This is a genomic window from Klebsiella sp. GFKo11, from assembly GCF_056490265.1.
Map to the genome: position 1 here is coordinate 2,518,223 of NZ_CM151369.1, position 15,767 is coordinate 2,533,989.

Below are 15,767 nucleotides of genomic sequence, written 5' to 3' on the forward strand. Positions count from 1 at the left end.
TTATTGTTGTGGGGAAAAGAATTAATTTATTTGCGCGATTGGGGCGTGGGTGACGCGCCGGGTCATTAATGAAAAAAGCAGTTCGCAGCCGATAGCCAGCAGCGATACCACCAGAGATCCGGCAATGACCTGGGGAATGTCGCGCTGTCCGAGCCCGTCAATCAGAAAGCGTCCGAGGCCTCCAAGTCCTGCGTAGGCGGCGACGACGGCAGTGGCGATCAGTTGCACCAGCGCGGTCCGCATTCCTGCGAGTATCAGCGGCGCGGCGAGCGGTATTCGCAGCTGCCACAGGCTTTGAAACGGCGTCATGCCCAGCGCTTTTGCCGCATCGCACAGCTGGCGGTCGGCATGATAAATTCCCACCCAGGCGTTAGTCAGGATCGGTGGAATCGACATCGCCACCAGAGCGGCAAAGACCGGAATATCATTAAAGCCAAAGATAATAATGCATAAGAGAATTAAGCCTAAAGATGGAATGGCGCGGCCAATGTTAAACAGGTTAATAATTAAAAATGCGCCTTTTCGCCAGTATCCAAGAATAATGCCTAACGGTAACGCAATGGCAGAAGCAATAATCATGCTGATCAGTACATAATAAAGATGTTCGCGCAGGCGGAGTAATATTCCCGCATCGCCGGTCCAGTGCTGCGGTTGTAAAAACCAGTGCAAGGTTGCCAGTATAATATCCATTAACGAGTCCAGGGTGTAAGCCAATAGCCGACGTGGGCAATAAGCGAATCAAACAGCAGGGACAGCATAAGGCTGAGTGCCAGGCTGACCACAATCGGAGTCACAAAATCCTGGTTAAACCCGGCGAGCAGGAGCTGCCCGAGGCCGCCCTGACCAATTAAAGCGGTAACCGTCACCAGCCCGACCAGCGTCACCGATGCGATGCGTAACCCGGCGAATAGCGATGGTGCCAGCAGATGCAACTCAACATCCACAAACCGAAACCAGCGGGTATAACCCAGCGCGCGCGCCGATTCCAGCACGGCTGCGGGGAGTTTCTCAATTCCGGCGATGACGTTACGCAGCAGGATGAGCAGCGAGTAGAGCGTCAGCCCGATGACAGACGTCGTCAGCGACAGCCCGGTAAACGGCAGCAATAAAATAAACAACGCCAGCGATGGGATGGTAAACAGTATTCCGCAAAGGTAGATCAGCGGTTGGGCGACCAGGGGCCAGCGCAGCGTCAGGCTAATCAATACGCCAGTCAATACGGTACCGAAAAACAGCGAAATGGCGACCAACTGCACGTGCTGCCACAGCAGATCGGCAATCATGTTTTTATTGTCGAAGACCCACGACCAATCAATCATAGCGGTGAAGATCCACGTGGCCTTCCAGCACATTCTGCAACAGGGCGTGGGAGATACTGCCCTGATACGCCCCGTCGGCATCAACATGAACCACGACGCCGCCGGGCGCATCCAGCAGCGCGCTGTAGGCAAAGCGTAGCGTGTTGATTGCCGCCAGCGGCGCATCGAGCGGCAGCGTGCGGTGTTTAATGGGATCGAACCAGTTCAGCGGCCGCCGTTTTCTATCCAGCATCAGGCGCAGCGGGCTGGCGACCGGCGGATGCTGACTGGCGATGGGGGAAAGATTTTCATCAATGAGCGGTACGTCATGGCGCGGGAGCTGTCTGACCTGAATCCTCCCCAGCCGTTGCAGATTAGGCTCTGGGCCGATAAAACGGCGCACAAAGTCGCTGGCTGGGTGCGACAAAATATGGTCCGGCGTATCGAACTGCGCCAGCACGCCGCCCTCCTGGAAGATAGCGATTTTATCGCCGAGGCGGATGGCTTCATTAATGTCGTGGGTCACCAGCACGATGGTTTTATGCAAGCGCTGTTGCAGCAGCAGTAGCTCATCCTGAAGACGCTCGCGCACTACCGGGTCGATGGCGGCAAAAGGTTCGTCCATCAGCAAAATTGGCGGGTCAGCGGCCAGCGCTCTGGCTATCGCTACACGACCCTGCTGGCCGCCGGAGAGCTGATGCGGGTAGCGGGACAGCACATTGCGGTCGAGTGACATTAAATCGACTAATTCGTCGATTCGCGCCTGAATGTGCTTTTTGCTCCAGCCGAGAAGGCGAGGAACCGTGGCGATATTTTGCGCCACCGTACGATGCGGGAATAGCGCGGCGCTTTGCATCACAAAGCCAATTTTGCGCCCTACCTGAATAATATCGGCGGCGGCAATTTTAACTCCCTGAACATAGACATCGCCGGAGTCCGGAATATCCAGCTGATTAATCATCCGCAGGATAGTTGTTTTTCCGCAGCCGCTGGGGCCAACGAAAGTGCACAGTTCGCCATTATTAATCACCAGCTTAAGGCCGCGAATGGCCGCATGCGCGCTTCCGGGGTAGGTCTTGTGAATATTGTCGAGTTTAATCATATCGCCGTCGCGCCCTGAATGTTCTTTTCATGGAAAACATGAATAGAGCACAAGCTACAGAGGCGGCGATTAACGAGCAAATATGATATTTGCATTTGCAATGCCGTGATTTGAATTAAAGGCCGCACTCGTGTACGGCCTTTATCGTAAGAGTTATATCAGGAAATAGTTAAGGGCGGAAAATGCGATCATGCCGACAATCACCGTGGCGAACAGACTGCGCGTCACAACGCCGGCAATGGTGGCGGCAAGAGCGGCCAGTAGAGAAATACTGATCCCCGAGCTGGTCAATGCCGGTTTACCCAACAGCTCCGCGGCAATAATGGCCGCCATAATGGCGGAAGGAATAAAACTGAGCCATTGCTGCAGGGCCGGAGCCAGGCGAAATCGCGAAAGCAGTAAAATCGGTACCGTGCGCATCAGTGCGGTGACCAGCGCTGAGGCAAGAATGGCCAGAATGATATTGCGTTCCATCTTATTTAGCCTCCTTGCAGAACAGACGTAATCCTGTTGTTGCCAGCGTCGCCGCAACTGAGGCCGCGACGATGACCACGATGCTCATATCAGTGTGCCCGGCGGTGAACAGCGTAATCAGCACCGCCACGGCAATGCTGAAGGTTTCCAGCATCTTACGCTGGCTGGCAAACCACAGCGCCAGAACCAGCCCGATAAACATCGATACCAGGCTAAAACTTAACCCCTCCATCAGCGATGGCGGAAGCGCGGAGGCCAGCCCTGCGCCCACGATACAGGCGAGGATCCAGTTCAGCCAGGCGGCAAGGTTTAGCCCGAGCATCCACGAGTAAGGAACACCGTTGTGCACGCTGCCGCGCTGTACCGCCACGCCAAAAGTTTCGTCCGTCAGCAGCAGCCCGCTAACAATCTTTTGCAATGGACTATATTGGCGAAAGAACACGCTCATGGCCGAACTCATCAACAGATAGCGCAGGTTAACCAGCAGCACGCTGAGCACCACCGAGGCCATTTCCGCGCCGGTTGCCCACAGAGAATAAAACAAAAACTGCGCCGAGCCTGCGTACAGCGCGCCTGCCAGTAGCGCCGTTTGCAGCGTGGTAAACCCGGATAAGGTTCCGATAGCACCGGCGGCGAAACCAATGCTCCAGTAGCCGGGAATAGTGGGCAAACAGGCGATGACCCCGGCGCGAAATTCCGCCATAGCCTCATCTCTTGATGAGGTCTTGTTATTTATCAACATCAAATAGTCCCATAGAGTGCGTTGCTGAATGGTAATCTTAAAAAATTGCTGGAAACGTTATAGTAAAATCCTGCGCATTTACGCAAACATTCCGCTTCGGGGATTAAAGGGTATCAAAGTGGGAAAAGAGGTTCGCGACGACATCAAGCTCTGGCGGGATAGTGAATTACACGGTGGAATGGAGATCCTGCGTGCATCCTGCTACGAGCATAGCTATCCGCCGCATTTTCATGACGAATATGTGATAGCCGCTTTTGCCCGTGGTGCCCAGCGCACGCGTATTTGCCGCGAGCGGGGCGTGGCAGCGGCAGGCACGGTGATGGTGATCATGCCCGGTGAGGTGCATACCGGCGAAGCGGTGCAGCGTGATGAAGGCTGGGATTACTGTGCTTTTTATCCTTCTGCTGGCCTGATTAACGAAGTGGCGGAAACGCTGCTCGGCGGCAAAGGTGAGGTGAATTTCGGTGGAGAGGGGATGCGCCATGACCCCATGATAGCGCGAAGCATGCTCCAGGCTTCCGCCGTGCTGGGCGCCAGTCACGATCCGCTGGAAAAAGAGTGTCTGATGTATCAGGTGCTTAATCTGCTGGTGGGGCGTTATGCCGAGCGCAGCGTTCGCGGAGGTCGACGGCCAGTCATCAGGGCCGATATTCGCCGGGCAATAGAGTTTCTGCACTGCGCCTATCAGCAGCCGCTGTCGGTTAAGGATATTGCGGCGGTAGCCGGGCTGAGCGAGTTCTATTTTATGCGTACTTTTCAGGCGCAGACCGGTTTATCTGTTCACCAGTATCTCACCCAGCTAAGGCTTGTCAGGGCAAAAGGACTCCTGGCTAAAGGCGCTGAGGCGGCGCAGGTGGCGACAGAGGTCGGGTTCTACGATCAAAGCCATCTGATTAAATCTTTCCGCATGCACTTTGGCACCACGCCGGGTCTCTTCGCGGCGGCCTCACTTTAAAAAGGGCTGGGATGACGTGCGTCGATCCTCTCACCGCTGATGGGATGCGCAAAATGCAGTTCGCTGGCGTGCAGCATCAGGCGCGTTGCCCCTTCGCTGCCCAGACCGCCGTAGAGATCGCAGCCTAAAATGGGGTGACCCAACTGCTGGCAGTGGATGCGCAGTTGATGGGTGCGCCCGGTTTCCGGAGTCAGCTGTACCCGGGTCAGCGGTAATTCACTTTCAGAGTAGAAGCGCTCAATAACCCGATAGCGTGAGCGGGCAGGTTTACCACTGAGCGCGCAAATCGTCATCAGGGGAAACAGCGCCGGATCTTTGGCAATGGGCGCGTCAATTATCCCATCGTCATTGGCCAGATGACCGCACAGCAGCGCGCTGTACACCTTGGTTACCGCGCGCTGGCTAAACTGCTGGCAAAGGGCCGCATTGATAGCCTTATTGAGGGCAATCACCATCAGACCCGATGTACCGAAATCAAGGCGATGGACCAGCGTGCAGCCGGGAAATTGTTGCACCAGGCGATGATGCACCGAGTCGAGATTAAGCGGGTTTTTCCCGGACAGGCTGAGCAGCCCCGAGGGTTTATCGATCAGCAGCAGATGCTCATCCTGATAGAGGATGTCGATTTCGGCGTGGCACGGCGGAGCGACAAAGGTATCGATAATCGTAGACATCAGGCTGCACGGGTAGAGGGTGGATGCGGATAATAGCGAATTTTCTGCCGCCAGGCGAATTACGCGCTAACGGTATTGCTGGCCTTAATGTGCTGCCAGAAACGCTCGGCGGATTGATTGAGCCGCGCACCGGAGCGGTAGATATAAGCGCCGATCGGCAACGACAGGCTCTCATCCATTATCGCCAGCCGGCCTTCCTCAAGCTCGCGCTTGATAGAGTACTGCGGCAGCCAGCCCACGCCGTCGCCGTTGAGGATCATGCGTTTGAGCAGTTCGCTCATCGATGAAACAAAGGTCAGCGAAAAGGTAATCTCCGGTTTGCGGTCGATAACCTGATTCACCTGGCGACCCATATAGCTATCGTTGGCGTATTTCATCAGCGGCAGCACGCCGCGATGTAAATTAAAAAGCGGTCTACCGTGTTTATCGCAAGGTGAGACGAGATGCAGCGCCGAGTCGAAAATTTTGTGATTGATAAACGGATAGTTCATCAGCTCTTCATTATAAAACGACAGAATAAAATCGCTTTTTCCCTCTTTAAGATTGAATACCGCGTCGTTGACGTTAATCGATTCAACATGGAAAGTCTTATTCTTGCGGTCGGTATAACCGGCAATAATTTCGGGGAGTAATAAAACGGAAAGCGAAGGCGCGGCGTCAATTCTTATTTTCTGGGTGGTGTTATTCAGCCCTTTTATTCGACTGATTTGAAAATCCATATCGTCGAGCATATTTCGCGCGTAGCCGATGAAAATTTTTCCACGGTTGGTCAACTGTAGCGGGTTTGCCGCGCGGTCAAAGATGCTGAAACCCAGCGAGGCCTCGAGTGCCTGGATGCGGCGGCTAAAGGAAGACTGTGAAATATTTCTACTTTTGGCCGCGAGCGTAAAGCTTCTGGACTCTTCCAGAGCAATCACATCGTAAAGCCATTTTACTTCAAGATTCGCCAGCACAGACCCGATCCTCAACACTGCATTTATAGCTATGCAATTTTAGCATAACGCATAGAAACTATGCAATTAACACAATCAGTCACAGGTGTTAACATTTTCTGGAGTTCAGCTTATTACTTAGCGGTAAAAGCGGCATTTTCAAAAGTACAGGCGACACCCTACACGAGCACGATTTTAAATCGTAGCTCCGGTCTGCTCATCCTGTTTATTTATTTTCTGCCAGGATTTATCTGCTAAAAATAATCCGCCAGATTAAACAGGCTGAAATAACCGATGCATCTTATCCAGCCAATAGTTTGTCAGGAGTTCCATGTCACGTATTGAATCAGTAAAAGACGCTCTTCTTGAGCTTGGTATTTAGGAAAGCAGCGAGCTGTTTTACAACCCCGATTACGATCTGCTGATTGCGCATGAAACCAGCGCGGAATTAACCGGCGCGGCGCGTGGCGTCATGACCGAGTCCGGCGCGGTTGCCGTGGATACCGGCATTTTTACCGGACGCTCCCCGCGCGACAAATATATTGTCAGAGATTCCCTAACGCGCGATACCGTCTGGTGGGCCGACTCCGGTCTCGGTCGTAACGATAATAAACCGTTAACAACGGAAATCTGGGCTGACCTGAAGGCGCTGGTGGCCGGACAGCTTAGCGGCAAAAAACTGTATGTCGTTGATGCCTGGTGCGGTGCCAGTCCGGCGACACGCCTGGGTGTACGCTTTGTCACCGAGGTGGCGTGGCAGGCGCATTTCGTCAAAAACATGTTTATTGCTCCCAGCGCCGAAGAGCTGGCTGAATTTACGCCGGACTTCGTGGTGCTCAACGGTGCGGGATGCACCAACGAAAAATGGCAGGAACAAGGGCTTAACTCTGAGAACTTTGTCGCCTTTAATCTTAGCGAGAACATTCAGCTGATCGGCGGTACCTGGTACGGCGGCGAGATGAAGAAAGGACTCTTCTCGGTAATGAACTATCTGCTGCCTCAGCAGGGGATTGCCTCAATGCACTGCTCGGCTAACCGCGGGGAAGCGGGCGACGTCGCGCTGTTCTTCGGCCTTTCTGGTACCGGTAAAACGACGCTTTCCACTGACCCGTTGCGCCAGCTCATCGGCGATGATGAGCACGGCTGGGATGACGACGGCGTATTCAACTTTGAAGGCGGCTGTTACGCCAAGACTATCAATCTTGACCCGCAGGCTGAGCCGGAAATTTATCGTGCGATTCGCCGCAATGCATTACTGGAAAACGTGGTGGTCAGAGCTGACGGCAGCGTCGATTACGCCGATGGCAGTAAGACTGAAAACACCCGGGTCTCGTATCCTTTAGCGCATATCGAAAATATCGTTAAGCCGGTATCCCGTGCGGGCCATCCGTCGAAGGTGATTTTCCTTGCCGCCGATGCTTTTGGCGTACTGCCGCCGGTTTCTCGTTTAACGACCGAACAGATGCAATATCACTTCCTGTCCGGCTTTACCTCGAAGCTGGCCGGTACCGAGCGCGGCATTACTCAGCCCACGCCAACCTTCTCAGCCTGCTACGGCGCGGCGTTCCTGCTGCTGCACCCGACGCAGTACGCCAGCGTTCTGGCGGCAAAAATGGCGGAATCGGGGGCCGAAGCCTGGCTGGTGAATACTGGCTGGAACGGGGAGGGCAAACGCCTGTCGCTGCGCGATACGCGTAATATCATCAACGCCATTTTAAACGGCACCATCGGTGAGCTGCGTGAAGAGGCGGTTCCGATCTTTGGTTTGTCGATTCCTGAAAGCGTTCCTGGCGTAGAGAGCGCACTGCTCGACCCGCGCAGCGGCTGGTCATCTGCGGATAAGTGGCAGGAGAAAGCGGAAAGCCTGGCGCAGCTGTTTATGGATAACTTTAAACAGTATAGCGATACCGAGGCGGGAGCCCGTTTAGCCTTAGCCGGTCCAACGTTGGATAAATCAGCGGTTACGGCTTAATCCTGATAGCTAAAAGCTGATTAGACATTGTGTTCGTATTTCTGCCGGGTGGCGGCTAGTGCTTTACCGGCCTACGAAAACCAAATCCGTCACCTGGCAATTCCCAGAGTGGCTTTTTGACAGCAATGTGAACCCGGGCACCCGCTCGGGTTTTTTATTGTGCCGTTTTGGTCAGCAAAAAATCGATCAGGGTTTTCACCCGCTTCGTTTTTCCCGCGCTTTTCGGATAGTAAAGACAAACCGGCGGATCGAATATGGTCGCCGCCGCAATCGTTGGGGTCGCGATTTACCGGTTGGCGTGCTTATGGCAGGGAAATATCTGACCACGTCCGTTCAGTGCATCTGTTAAAAAAGATTATGTCGTGTTGATAGTTGTGCGCAAAATTGAGCAGACTCGCTACACTAGCCTCACGCATTTGCTGCCCTATTTTATTCATGAACAAAAAACGTTACCGGTTACGAACCCTTATGCTATTTCTGTCAGTTGGCGGGATAGTGTTGACCTCTGTGCTTCTGCTGAGTGCATTGACGGTGTTTCAGAAAGGAAATATTGAGAATAGCCTGTTGCAAGGCAATATTGCCTACGCACGCAAGCTTGCTGATACCACCGATCGCTATCTGGGCGTTGCACAGCAAGAACTGGCATACAGCGCCCGCCTGATCATCGGGCTTCACGATCGTAAGCAGTTGAGAGAAGAGGCTGACAGGCTGCGGATGCAGTCCGGTTTTTTCAATTCAGTGGTGATAGTGACGGCTGATGCGGTGATTGCTGCAACCTCCCCGGAGAGCCTCAATTTGGTTGGGTTGACGCTGCATTCTGAAGCCAGCAAGCATGCCATTCGCAGCCAAAAAGCTTATATATCACCGCCATTCACCTCCGCGACGGGTAACTATGTTGTCTTTATTTCGCAACCATTATTCTCACCCGAAGGCCACTACATTGGCTTTATCGGCGGTACTATCTATCTAAAAAAACACAGCATGCTGAGTGAAATTCTGGGTCAGCATTTTTATGCAAACCAAGCGGATGTCAGTATCGTCACGGCTGAAGGGCGGATTCTTTTTAGCGACGATCCTGTGCTGATTGGTACCGACGTGAGTACTGATTCGGCCATCAAAGCCAGGCTGGCGCACGCGGGCAGCGGTCACTTTGTGGATAAACAAAAAAGTGGTGCCAACCTTATCGGCTACGCAAGCCTGCAGCAGGCTGACTGGAAGATTTTCATTTCAGGCACTTCTGAAAACGTCTCTCGTATTTTGATGAAGACCATCATTAATGCTTTCTGGTTCACTCTGGGCATTCTTATTCTGACTATCGCTATAGTGATATTTTTTGCCGGGCGTATCTCTATGCCTCTGGAAAAACTGGCCAAATTTACCCGCACTGAAGATAGCGATAAAGCGCTTAAGCAACTGGCTCAGCTCAATCCTGGCTATCAGGAGGCGGAGCGTCTGAGGGAAGCCGTCAGCCATCATCTGGAAACGATGTCGCGACAGGTTAATTTACTAAGCGATGAGGCAATGACGGATCCGCTAACGGGTCTTTATAACCGTAAAGGGTTCAGCTCTTTGGTTGAAGAGCGTTTTTTGGTCGGTGAACACTGCGTCATTGCTATTGATATTGACCACTTCAAGGACATCAACGATCGCCTGGGTCATGATGGGGGGGATGCGGTTCTGGTTAGCTTTGGCAAACTGCTTCGATCGCTGGCGCGGCAAAATGATATTGTCTGCCGGTTTGGTGGGGAAGAATTTATCCTCTTCCTACCGGATTGCACTCTTGAGACAGCGGCTTCTGCCGTGGAACGCATAAGGGTTGCGGTATCCGAGACGCAGTTTCCAAACGGCGCCAAAGTGACTCTTTCGGCCGGGGTGGCAGCACTCGCTGACTGTGATGATATCAGCCAACTCCTGAGGCAGGCGGATCTGGCAATGTATCAAGCCAAAGGAGCCGGGAGGAATCAGGTGTGGGTTAGTGATAAGCAAGGATTTGCGCTTTACAAAAATTGAGCAGACGGGATCCGTATCACCTGTCTTGCTGAAGGCTCGGATCCTCACAAAATTATCGCGTCAATGTTGTTAGCCTGCTGGCGGCTTTTTATCCGTGCTTAACCCAGAGTAATTTTTCTACCGGGAAACCCAGTTCGCGAGCAATGCCGAGATACTCTTGCTTGACGGCATCGGGGATCGTCGGCGTGCGCGCCAGGATCCACAGGTAATCACGATTTGGGCCGCTGACTAACGCGTATTGATATTTATCATCCAGCGCGATCACATTGTAGCCGCCATAAAACGGCCCAAAGAATGAAACTTTAAGCGCTGCAGTGGTTGGTGCGCCGGTAAAAAAGGCTTTGCCTTGGCTCTCATTCCATTTTTGCTTCTGCGGATTATAACCCCGGTTGAGAACGCTGATCCCGCCATCATCGCGTTTACCGTAAGTAGCGGTCACTTGTTCAAGACCGCGTTCAAAACGATTCTCCAGGCGTGCGATTTCGTACCATTTGCCAAGGTAGCGTCCTGCGTCAAACCCTGTGATGGGCTGGACCCCCTTCGGAGGGGTTGGGGATTTACAAGCAACCAACGTCAGTGCAATAGCGACGCCGGTCAGAACGGGCCATATTTTCATCGGAAGTCCTTTTATCAACTCGGTGAAGATTAAGTGTAGCCCAGGCTTTCGGCGTTTCATTCGCTGTGGTAATAATCGCTGTATATTAGGAGAAATCTATTTCTTGCTCATCGTCCCGCGTCATGGAAGGTATATGGAGTGATGATCAGAGATACTATGGCTGAAAAGAAGGGATGCTCAGCAGGCGATGAGGACCAGACCTGCGAGTAAGCAGGCCTGGTCATTCGAGGACTATTGATGCTGCTGCAGTATTTTCAGGAAGTCTTGCTTGTTGGAGATTAATGACAACGCCCTGGCAATAATTTCATCGCTAAAAATAGAGGCGATCTCTCTCAGGACATCGATATGCTCGCTCTCTTTAGCAATAACGCCGATAGCAATGAACATGACATTGCTTCTATCCCAGATTACGCCATCAGGAAACTGAAAGATTTCCACTCCGCTTTTAACAATAATATTGGTTGCTGACTTAGGAAGATGCGGCAGCGTAATGCCATTACCTAAAAAAGTAGAGACCTGACGTTCTCTCTCGTTGAGGAAAACAACGCAATCCTCACTGACATATCCCTTTTTTCTGAAGTCAGCACCAATCATGGAAAGAACTTCGGCTTTATTTTTGGCCTGACATGATAAGTGCAAATTATCCAGCGTAATATTATCGATCATAATCCGCTTTCCTTTGTCGCTGTGTTGAGTCGTGCATCATATTTATTCGATGAAAGTTCTTCTTCTAACTGTTCCAGCGATTTGTTCGATGTTTCTGGCAACGCTGTTATGACAAAGACGATAGCTAAATAGTTAATGGCAGCGAAGATAAGGAACACCGGGCCTAACCCGAGCTTGGCCTGTAATAAAGGGAACAGATAGCTGACTATCGCATTCATTACCCACATGAAAAATACCGAGATACCCATCGATAATCCGCGGAATTTCAGTGGGAAGAGTTCGGCTAAAACCACCCATGTAATAAAGCCCATCGTCCCCTGCATGACCCCAACGAACATCGCGCCCAGCAGCCAGATTGCTGTGGCTTTAATATCGCCGACGAGGGTGTAGTCTACGCCAGCGATAATCAGGTGAAGGGTCGCCATGAGAGCAAAGCCGTAGATGATGATAGTCTTGCGTTTAAAACGGTCAACGAGGTACATCACGCCGAATATCATGCCACCTACTGAAAATACGCCATTGAGCACGTTGCATATCAATGAAGTTCTTTCCGAGAACCCCGCAGTACTCAGGATTTCCGTGCCGTAGTACATAATGACGTTGACGCCGGTGGTTTGCTGCAAGGCGGCCCAAACGATGCCAACGATGAGTAATTTGAGAATCCACGGTGTCTGAAGAATCGTTACGAAAGAGTTTTGATTAGCCAGTTTTTTATCCGCTTCGATTTTAATTAACGTTGTGATGTCATTGAATTCTTTCATCGCACGTTCGAGCGGGCGGATTTGTTTTAATATTTCGAGGGCTTCTTCATGGCGGTTTTTACTGATCAGCCAGCGGGGGCTTTCAGGCGAGCGCAACATACCGACAAACAGGCAGATGGCGGGTATGGTTTGTACCATCAACATATATCGCCAGACTTCGGGGAGGTGGCCCCAGACAATGCCTATAATGGCGTTGATGGCAAATGCGGCCAACTGTCCGATAACAATCGCCACTTCGTTTAAGCCAGTCAGTTTACCGCGCATTTCCGTTGGTGCGACTTCAGAAATAAATGTTGGCGCGGTTACTGAGGCGCCACCGACAGCATAACCCAGAATAAAACGAGAAATAAGAAGAACCGTGATATCTGGAGCAAGTGCGGACATTAGTGCGCCGATGAAAAAAACAAATGATAAAAAGAGCAGGTACTTTCTTCTGCCAAAGAAATCGGCGAACTTCCCTCCGAAAACGCTACCTAAGGCGGCACCGATCAGCAACACGCTCATTACCAGACCTTCTGTGGTTGGTGTCAGAGCCATATATTGTTTCAGTGAGGAAAATGCACCATTAATAACTCCGGTGTCGTAACCGAATAGCAGGCCGCCAAATGTTGCTACTAAAGTTATTTGGTGTAGTCGTTTTCTCTGTTGTAGGTTCAGATTCATTATAAGAGACATTTTTATACCTTTTGTTTTGATTAACGGCACAAGATAAAAATAAATCACCCCCAGCCATGGCCGATCTTTTAGTTCGCTGGCATATGACGGGCATGAAATGATTTTTGTTCTTTGTGCTACTTAGCTCTTTTAGTTATTCGCTAAATAAATCCGGTCAAAGAGGCTTCTTTTGATTAATGATGAATCATTAGTATATGTAGGGTTTTTTCCTCCGGGGTCGTTGGCGTACAGAATGTCCCCGGTAGCATTTTCGTGTGAACTGGTGGTGGTATGGCAACCGCCAACATAGACGGTACCAATAAATTCTGATCTCACTTCTCTCATGGAATCCTCCGGGGGGTTAGGATTTCTGCTGCACCTTAGCGTAATCAAAGTGCGTTTAGTGAGGTGAGATTATGACATTTAATTTTGAAATGAAAATGCAAATAGATCACATTTTGGAAATTTCATTTCGGTTGTGATGAGGCCGAATGAGTACTCATGGCGTCAGATACAATGTTGTTTTTATAACGCATTGATATTAAATGTTATTTTTTAACATTTCAAAGATTGCGGATTATGATTTTTTGGGATCTAATGTTAAATTTATGATATGTATCACATTTGTTATTAAAGCTCATTAATGAAATTAAAATTCTATTTTTGTATTTATTTTATATTTTATTCGAAATTTGATGGGTTGAAAGCCACTCCCGGCAGCACCTGGATCGTAAGTCTGGGTTGGCAAGAGAAGTGGTAAAGGGTAGGGGCACGGATCTTTACTGTTTGACTTGTGACCGCTAATTCAAATGTATCTTGTATGAGTCGGGGCATAAAAAATCCACGCAGATGCGTGGATTTTTTAGTGATAAAAAGAGATTAGACGTTGAAATGTCATTTAATATTTATCTAATTGATATTCAGTGATTTTGTTTCCAGTTGTTATTTTTATACTCACACCTGTACTCATTTCGGTTGATGCTGTTAACTGAGGTTAATTATCACAGCGCCAACCAACACTTGTTCGTCCTGCTAGAATGGTATTATTTCTTTTATTTATCAAAGTATTGCTCTGGCCGGGTTATCAAATACTTGATGAGTGCCAAGTGTTGTTGTAAGCATATCCTCAGGACAATATCTTATCTGACAGACAGATTTTTGCTAGACGCGGACATTTCTACACCATTGATACCTCAATCAATGGAGAGAAGGTCAGATTTCATTTAATGATCAGCAGGCATAGATTTCTGAGGACTTTAGTCAAAAAAGGGAGACGCAATGCCAGAGATTAATTCACACGATTCTGCACAGACTTTACCTCAGGAGCGGGAAAAGCTGTATCACTTGGTCTGGCGTGAGCCTGCGGAGCGTATAACTGCGTTGTATGGCATTAGTACTGAGTTATTGGCGAAGCGATGCAGCGAAATGTGTATACCCAGGCCGCTTGCTGGTTACTGGAAAGCGCTAGCTAAAGGGAGCGCGCCTGCAATCCCGGCGCTGCCTGCCCTGAAAAAGGGAAGGGCGGTAAAGGTACTTGAGAATCACAACCCATCAGTGCAACCTTCTGCCATTGTTGTATCAAAATCAGTGTCTTCAGTAACCCGAAAGCAAGCTCCTGTTACAGGTAATGGTTATGGACTGATAAATGATCTTAAAAAGTATTTGCCAGCCTCCTCGGTTACAGAAGATGGCTATTACAAGCCTACGAAAAAGAAATTACTGGATCTCAACGTTTCTGATACGGGATTTGATAGTGCAATAGAGTTCCTGAGTTGCTTCTTTGATGCCCTAGGGAAAAAGGGGTACCGTGTTACGTTGGATGCGCCGGGAGAAAGGTTGAATCGTGCGGATATTGATATTAAGGAAGATCCGAAAGGGGGAGGATATCGCTGGGGCAATTTATGGCGGCCTTATACGCCAAGTATTATTTGTGTTGGGGATATGTACTTTGCGTTTAATCTTGCTGAAATGACGGAGTATGTTCCAGCGAAAAAAGTCAAAAATCGCTATGTACGTGATGAACAGATGGGACGGTGGACACGGGGAAGAAATAGTGAGCTTTTTCTTCACGTATCGAAACATACTTTGCCTACCGGGCGATTTCTGTTGCAACTTTACTCGCCTTATTCTTCTGCAGAATGGTTACTTCAGTTCCGACAGACAAAGCAGTGTGGATTGATTAGCCAGATCCCTAAGATGATTTCAGCGATGCAAGAGGCTGTTCCACTAATTTCAAAGCAATTAGAAAAGGCCAGAATCGAAGCTGAGAAATGGCGAATCCAGCGTGAGCGGGAACATGCTATATATCTGGAAAAGGAGCGAATAAAGCAGGAAGAAAAAGCGTATAGCACCAGCCGTACCGAGCTGAAATCCATTATGGTTCAGTGGACTGAAGACAAACAGCTGGAACAGTTTTTTCATGAAGCTGAGTTAGACGCAGCAATGCTTGATGAGCAGCAGAAGATACGGGTCATAGAACTCCTGCAACTTGCCCGTCAGTTCCTGTCTGAGGATACGGCGATTGAGCGGTTGTTGAAGTGGAAAACGCCGGAAGAGCGATTAAATAAAGGATGAATCTATTTCATCGTCACTTTGGTAACCTAGAGCTTTTGTTACAAGGCTTTGCAAGCTACTCACTACGAGAGGTGGAATGGCAAGTGGGTAGCAAAAGGCACTGCAAATAATGAGGCATTTGAGATCTGGAAAATCACACAAACGGAAGACTGCTTTAAACAAATCATGTTACGAGGTCAGCTTAGCCTCATTGAGGTGGCAAAAGGTACCAGTTTGTAGATTTGTAGCGAGCCTTAGTTATGAGAGTATATCAGTAAGTGAATACTACTGATCTAATCTTAACATCATGATTTAGTTCATACAAATTGCGTATCAAAGTCTGTTAAACCCTGTAATT

At 50.0% G+C, this 15,767-nt stretch carries 14 protein-coding genes and 1 pseudogene; 4 read left to right on the forward strand and 11 right to left on the reverse strand.

Features of this window, described 5'->3' with window-relative positions:
• Positions 1-21 precede the first annotated feature (21 nt).
• From AC07P6_RS12150 to AC07P6_RS12170, 5 genes are all read right to left on the reverse strand, one after another.
• Positions 22-690, reverse strand: coding sequence for an ABC transporter permease (locus AC07P6_RS12150; protein ID WP_304259837.1), 669 nt, complete (start codon positions 688-690; stop codon positions 22-24).
• Positions 690-1,319 (reverse strand): ABC transporter permease, encoded by a 630-nt coding sequence (locus AC07P6_RS12155; protein ID WP_478316442.1) that lies wholly within the window; start codon positions 1,317-1,319, stop codon positions 690-692. Before AC07P6_RS12155 ends, AC07P6_RS12150 begins: the two co-directional genes overlap by 1 nt.
• Positions 1,312-2,400 (reverse strand): ABC transporter ATP-binding protein, encoded by a 1,089-nt coding sequence (locus tag AC07P6_RS12160; RefSeq protein ID WP_478316444.1) that lies wholly within the window; start codon positions 2,398-2,400, stop codon positions 1,312-1,314. The genes AC07P6_RS12155 and AC07P6_RS12160 overlap by 8 nt, the downstream gene beginning before the upstream one ends.
• Positions 2,401-2,553: 153 nt before the next feature.
• On the reverse strand, positions 2,554-2,874 hold the full coding sequence (locus AC07P6_RS12165; protein ID WP_181485848.1) for an AzlD domain-containing protein: 321 nt from the start codon (positions 2,872-2,874) through the stop codon (positions 2,554-2,556).
• A 1-nt stretch (position 2,875) separates the two neighbouring features.
• Positions 2,876-3,616 (reverse strand): AzlC family ABC transporter permease, encoded by a 741-nt coding sequence (locus AC07P6_RS12170; RefSeq protein WP_182239492.1) that lies wholly within the window; start codon positions 3,614-3,616, stop codon positions 2,876-2,878.
• A gap of 178 nt (positions 3,617-3,794) precedes the next feature.
• Between AC07P6_RS12170 and AC07P6_RS12175 the strand changes: the two genes are divergently transcribed.
• Positions 3,795-4,571 (forward strand): AraC family ligand binding domain-containing protein, encoded by a 777-nt coding sequence (locus tag AC07P6_RS12175; RefSeq protein ID WP_182240816.1) that lies wholly within the window; start codon positions 3,795-3,797, stop codon positions 4,569-4,571.
• Here the strand turns inward: AC07P6_RS12175 and AC07P6_RS12180 are convergent.
• Together AC07P6_RS12180 and AC07P6_RS12185 are read right to left on the reverse strand one after the other, a co-directional pair.
• A complete protein-coding gene (locus AC07P6_RS12180; RefSeq protein ID WP_434662957.1) occupies positions 4,568-5,245 on the reverse strand; it encodes an RluA family pseudouridine synthase in 678 nt (225 codons plus the stop codon). The two genes, AC07P6_RS12175 and AC07P6_RS12180, sit on opposite strands and share 4 nt — an antisense overlap.
• Positions 5,246-5,304: 59 nt before the next feature.
• Positions 5,305-6,198 (reverse strand): LysR substrate-binding domain-containing protein, encoded by an 894-nt coding sequence (locus tag AC07P6_RS12185; RefSeq protein ID WP_110274211.1) that lies wholly within the window; start codon positions 6,196-6,198, stop codon positions 5,305-5,307.
• Positions 6,199-6,571: 373 nt separating this feature from the next.
• Between AC07P6_RS12185 and pckA the strand changes: the two genes are divergently transcribed.
• Complete coding sequence (gene pckA / locus AC07P6_RS12190; protein WP_478316983.1) at positions 6,572-8,149, forward strand: phosphoenolpyruvate carboxykinase (ATP); 1,578 nt, start codon at positions 6,572-6,574, stop codon at positions 8,147-8,149.
• Positions 8,150-8,303: 154 nt separating this feature from the next.
• Here pckA and AC07P6_RS12195 read toward each other — a convergent pair.
• Positions 8,304-8,396: pseudogene (locus AC07P6_RS12195) on the reverse strand (LysR substrate-binding domain-containing protein); the annotation flags it as partial.
• Between the two features lie 188 nt (positions 8,397-8,584).
• Here AC07P6_RS12195 and AC07P6_RS12200 point away from each other — a divergent pair.
• On the forward strand, positions 8,585-10,159 hold the full coding sequence (locus tag AC07P6_RS12200; RefSeq protein WP_478316445.1) for a diguanylate cyclase: 1,575 nt from the start codon (positions 8,585-8,587) through the stop codon (positions 10,157-10,159).
• 88 nt (positions 10,160-10,247) lie between these two features.
• On the opposite strand, the gene AC07P6_RS12205 is transcribed toward AC07P6_RS12200, so the two are convergent.
• The 3 genes from AC07P6_RS12205 to AC07P6_RS12215 all read right to left on the reverse strand — a co-directional run bounded on the left by AC07P6_RS12205 (position 10,248) and on the right by AC07P6_RS12215 (position 12,877).
• Positions 10,248-10,775 carry a lipocalin family protein gene (locus AC07P6_RS12205; RefSeq protein WP_478316447.1) on the reverse strand — a complete coding sequence of 176 codons (528 nt, stop codon included), beginning with the start codon at positions 10,773-10,775 and terminating at the stop codon, positions 10,248-10,250.
• A 231-nt stretch (positions 10,776-11,006) separates the two neighbouring features.
• Positions 11,007-11,441, reverse strand: coding sequence for a PTS mannitol transporter subunit IIA (locus tag AC07P6_RS12210; protein WP_112213362.1), 435 nt, complete (start codon positions 11,439-11,441; stop codon positions 11,007-11,009).
• Positions 11,438-12,877 (reverse strand): sugar porter family MFS transporter, encoded by a 1,440-nt coding sequence (locus AC07P6_RS12215; RefSeq protein ID WP_478316449.1) that lies wholly within the window; start codon positions 12,875-12,877, stop codon positions 11,438-11,440. Before AC07P6_RS12215 ends, AC07P6_RS12210 begins: the two co-directional genes overlap by 4 nt.
• A gap of 1,257 nt (positions 12,878-14,134) precedes the next feature.
• Between AC07P6_RS12215 and AC07P6_RS12220 the strand changes: the two genes are divergently transcribed.
• The gene (locus tag AC07P6_RS12220) at positions 14,135-15,430 is read left to right on the forward strand and encodes a hypothetical protein (protein WP_478316450.1); all 1,296 of its coding nucleotides are present in this window, start codon (positions 14,135-14,137) and stop codon (positions 15,428-15,430) included.
• Positions 15,431-15,767: the final 337 nt, after the last annotated feature.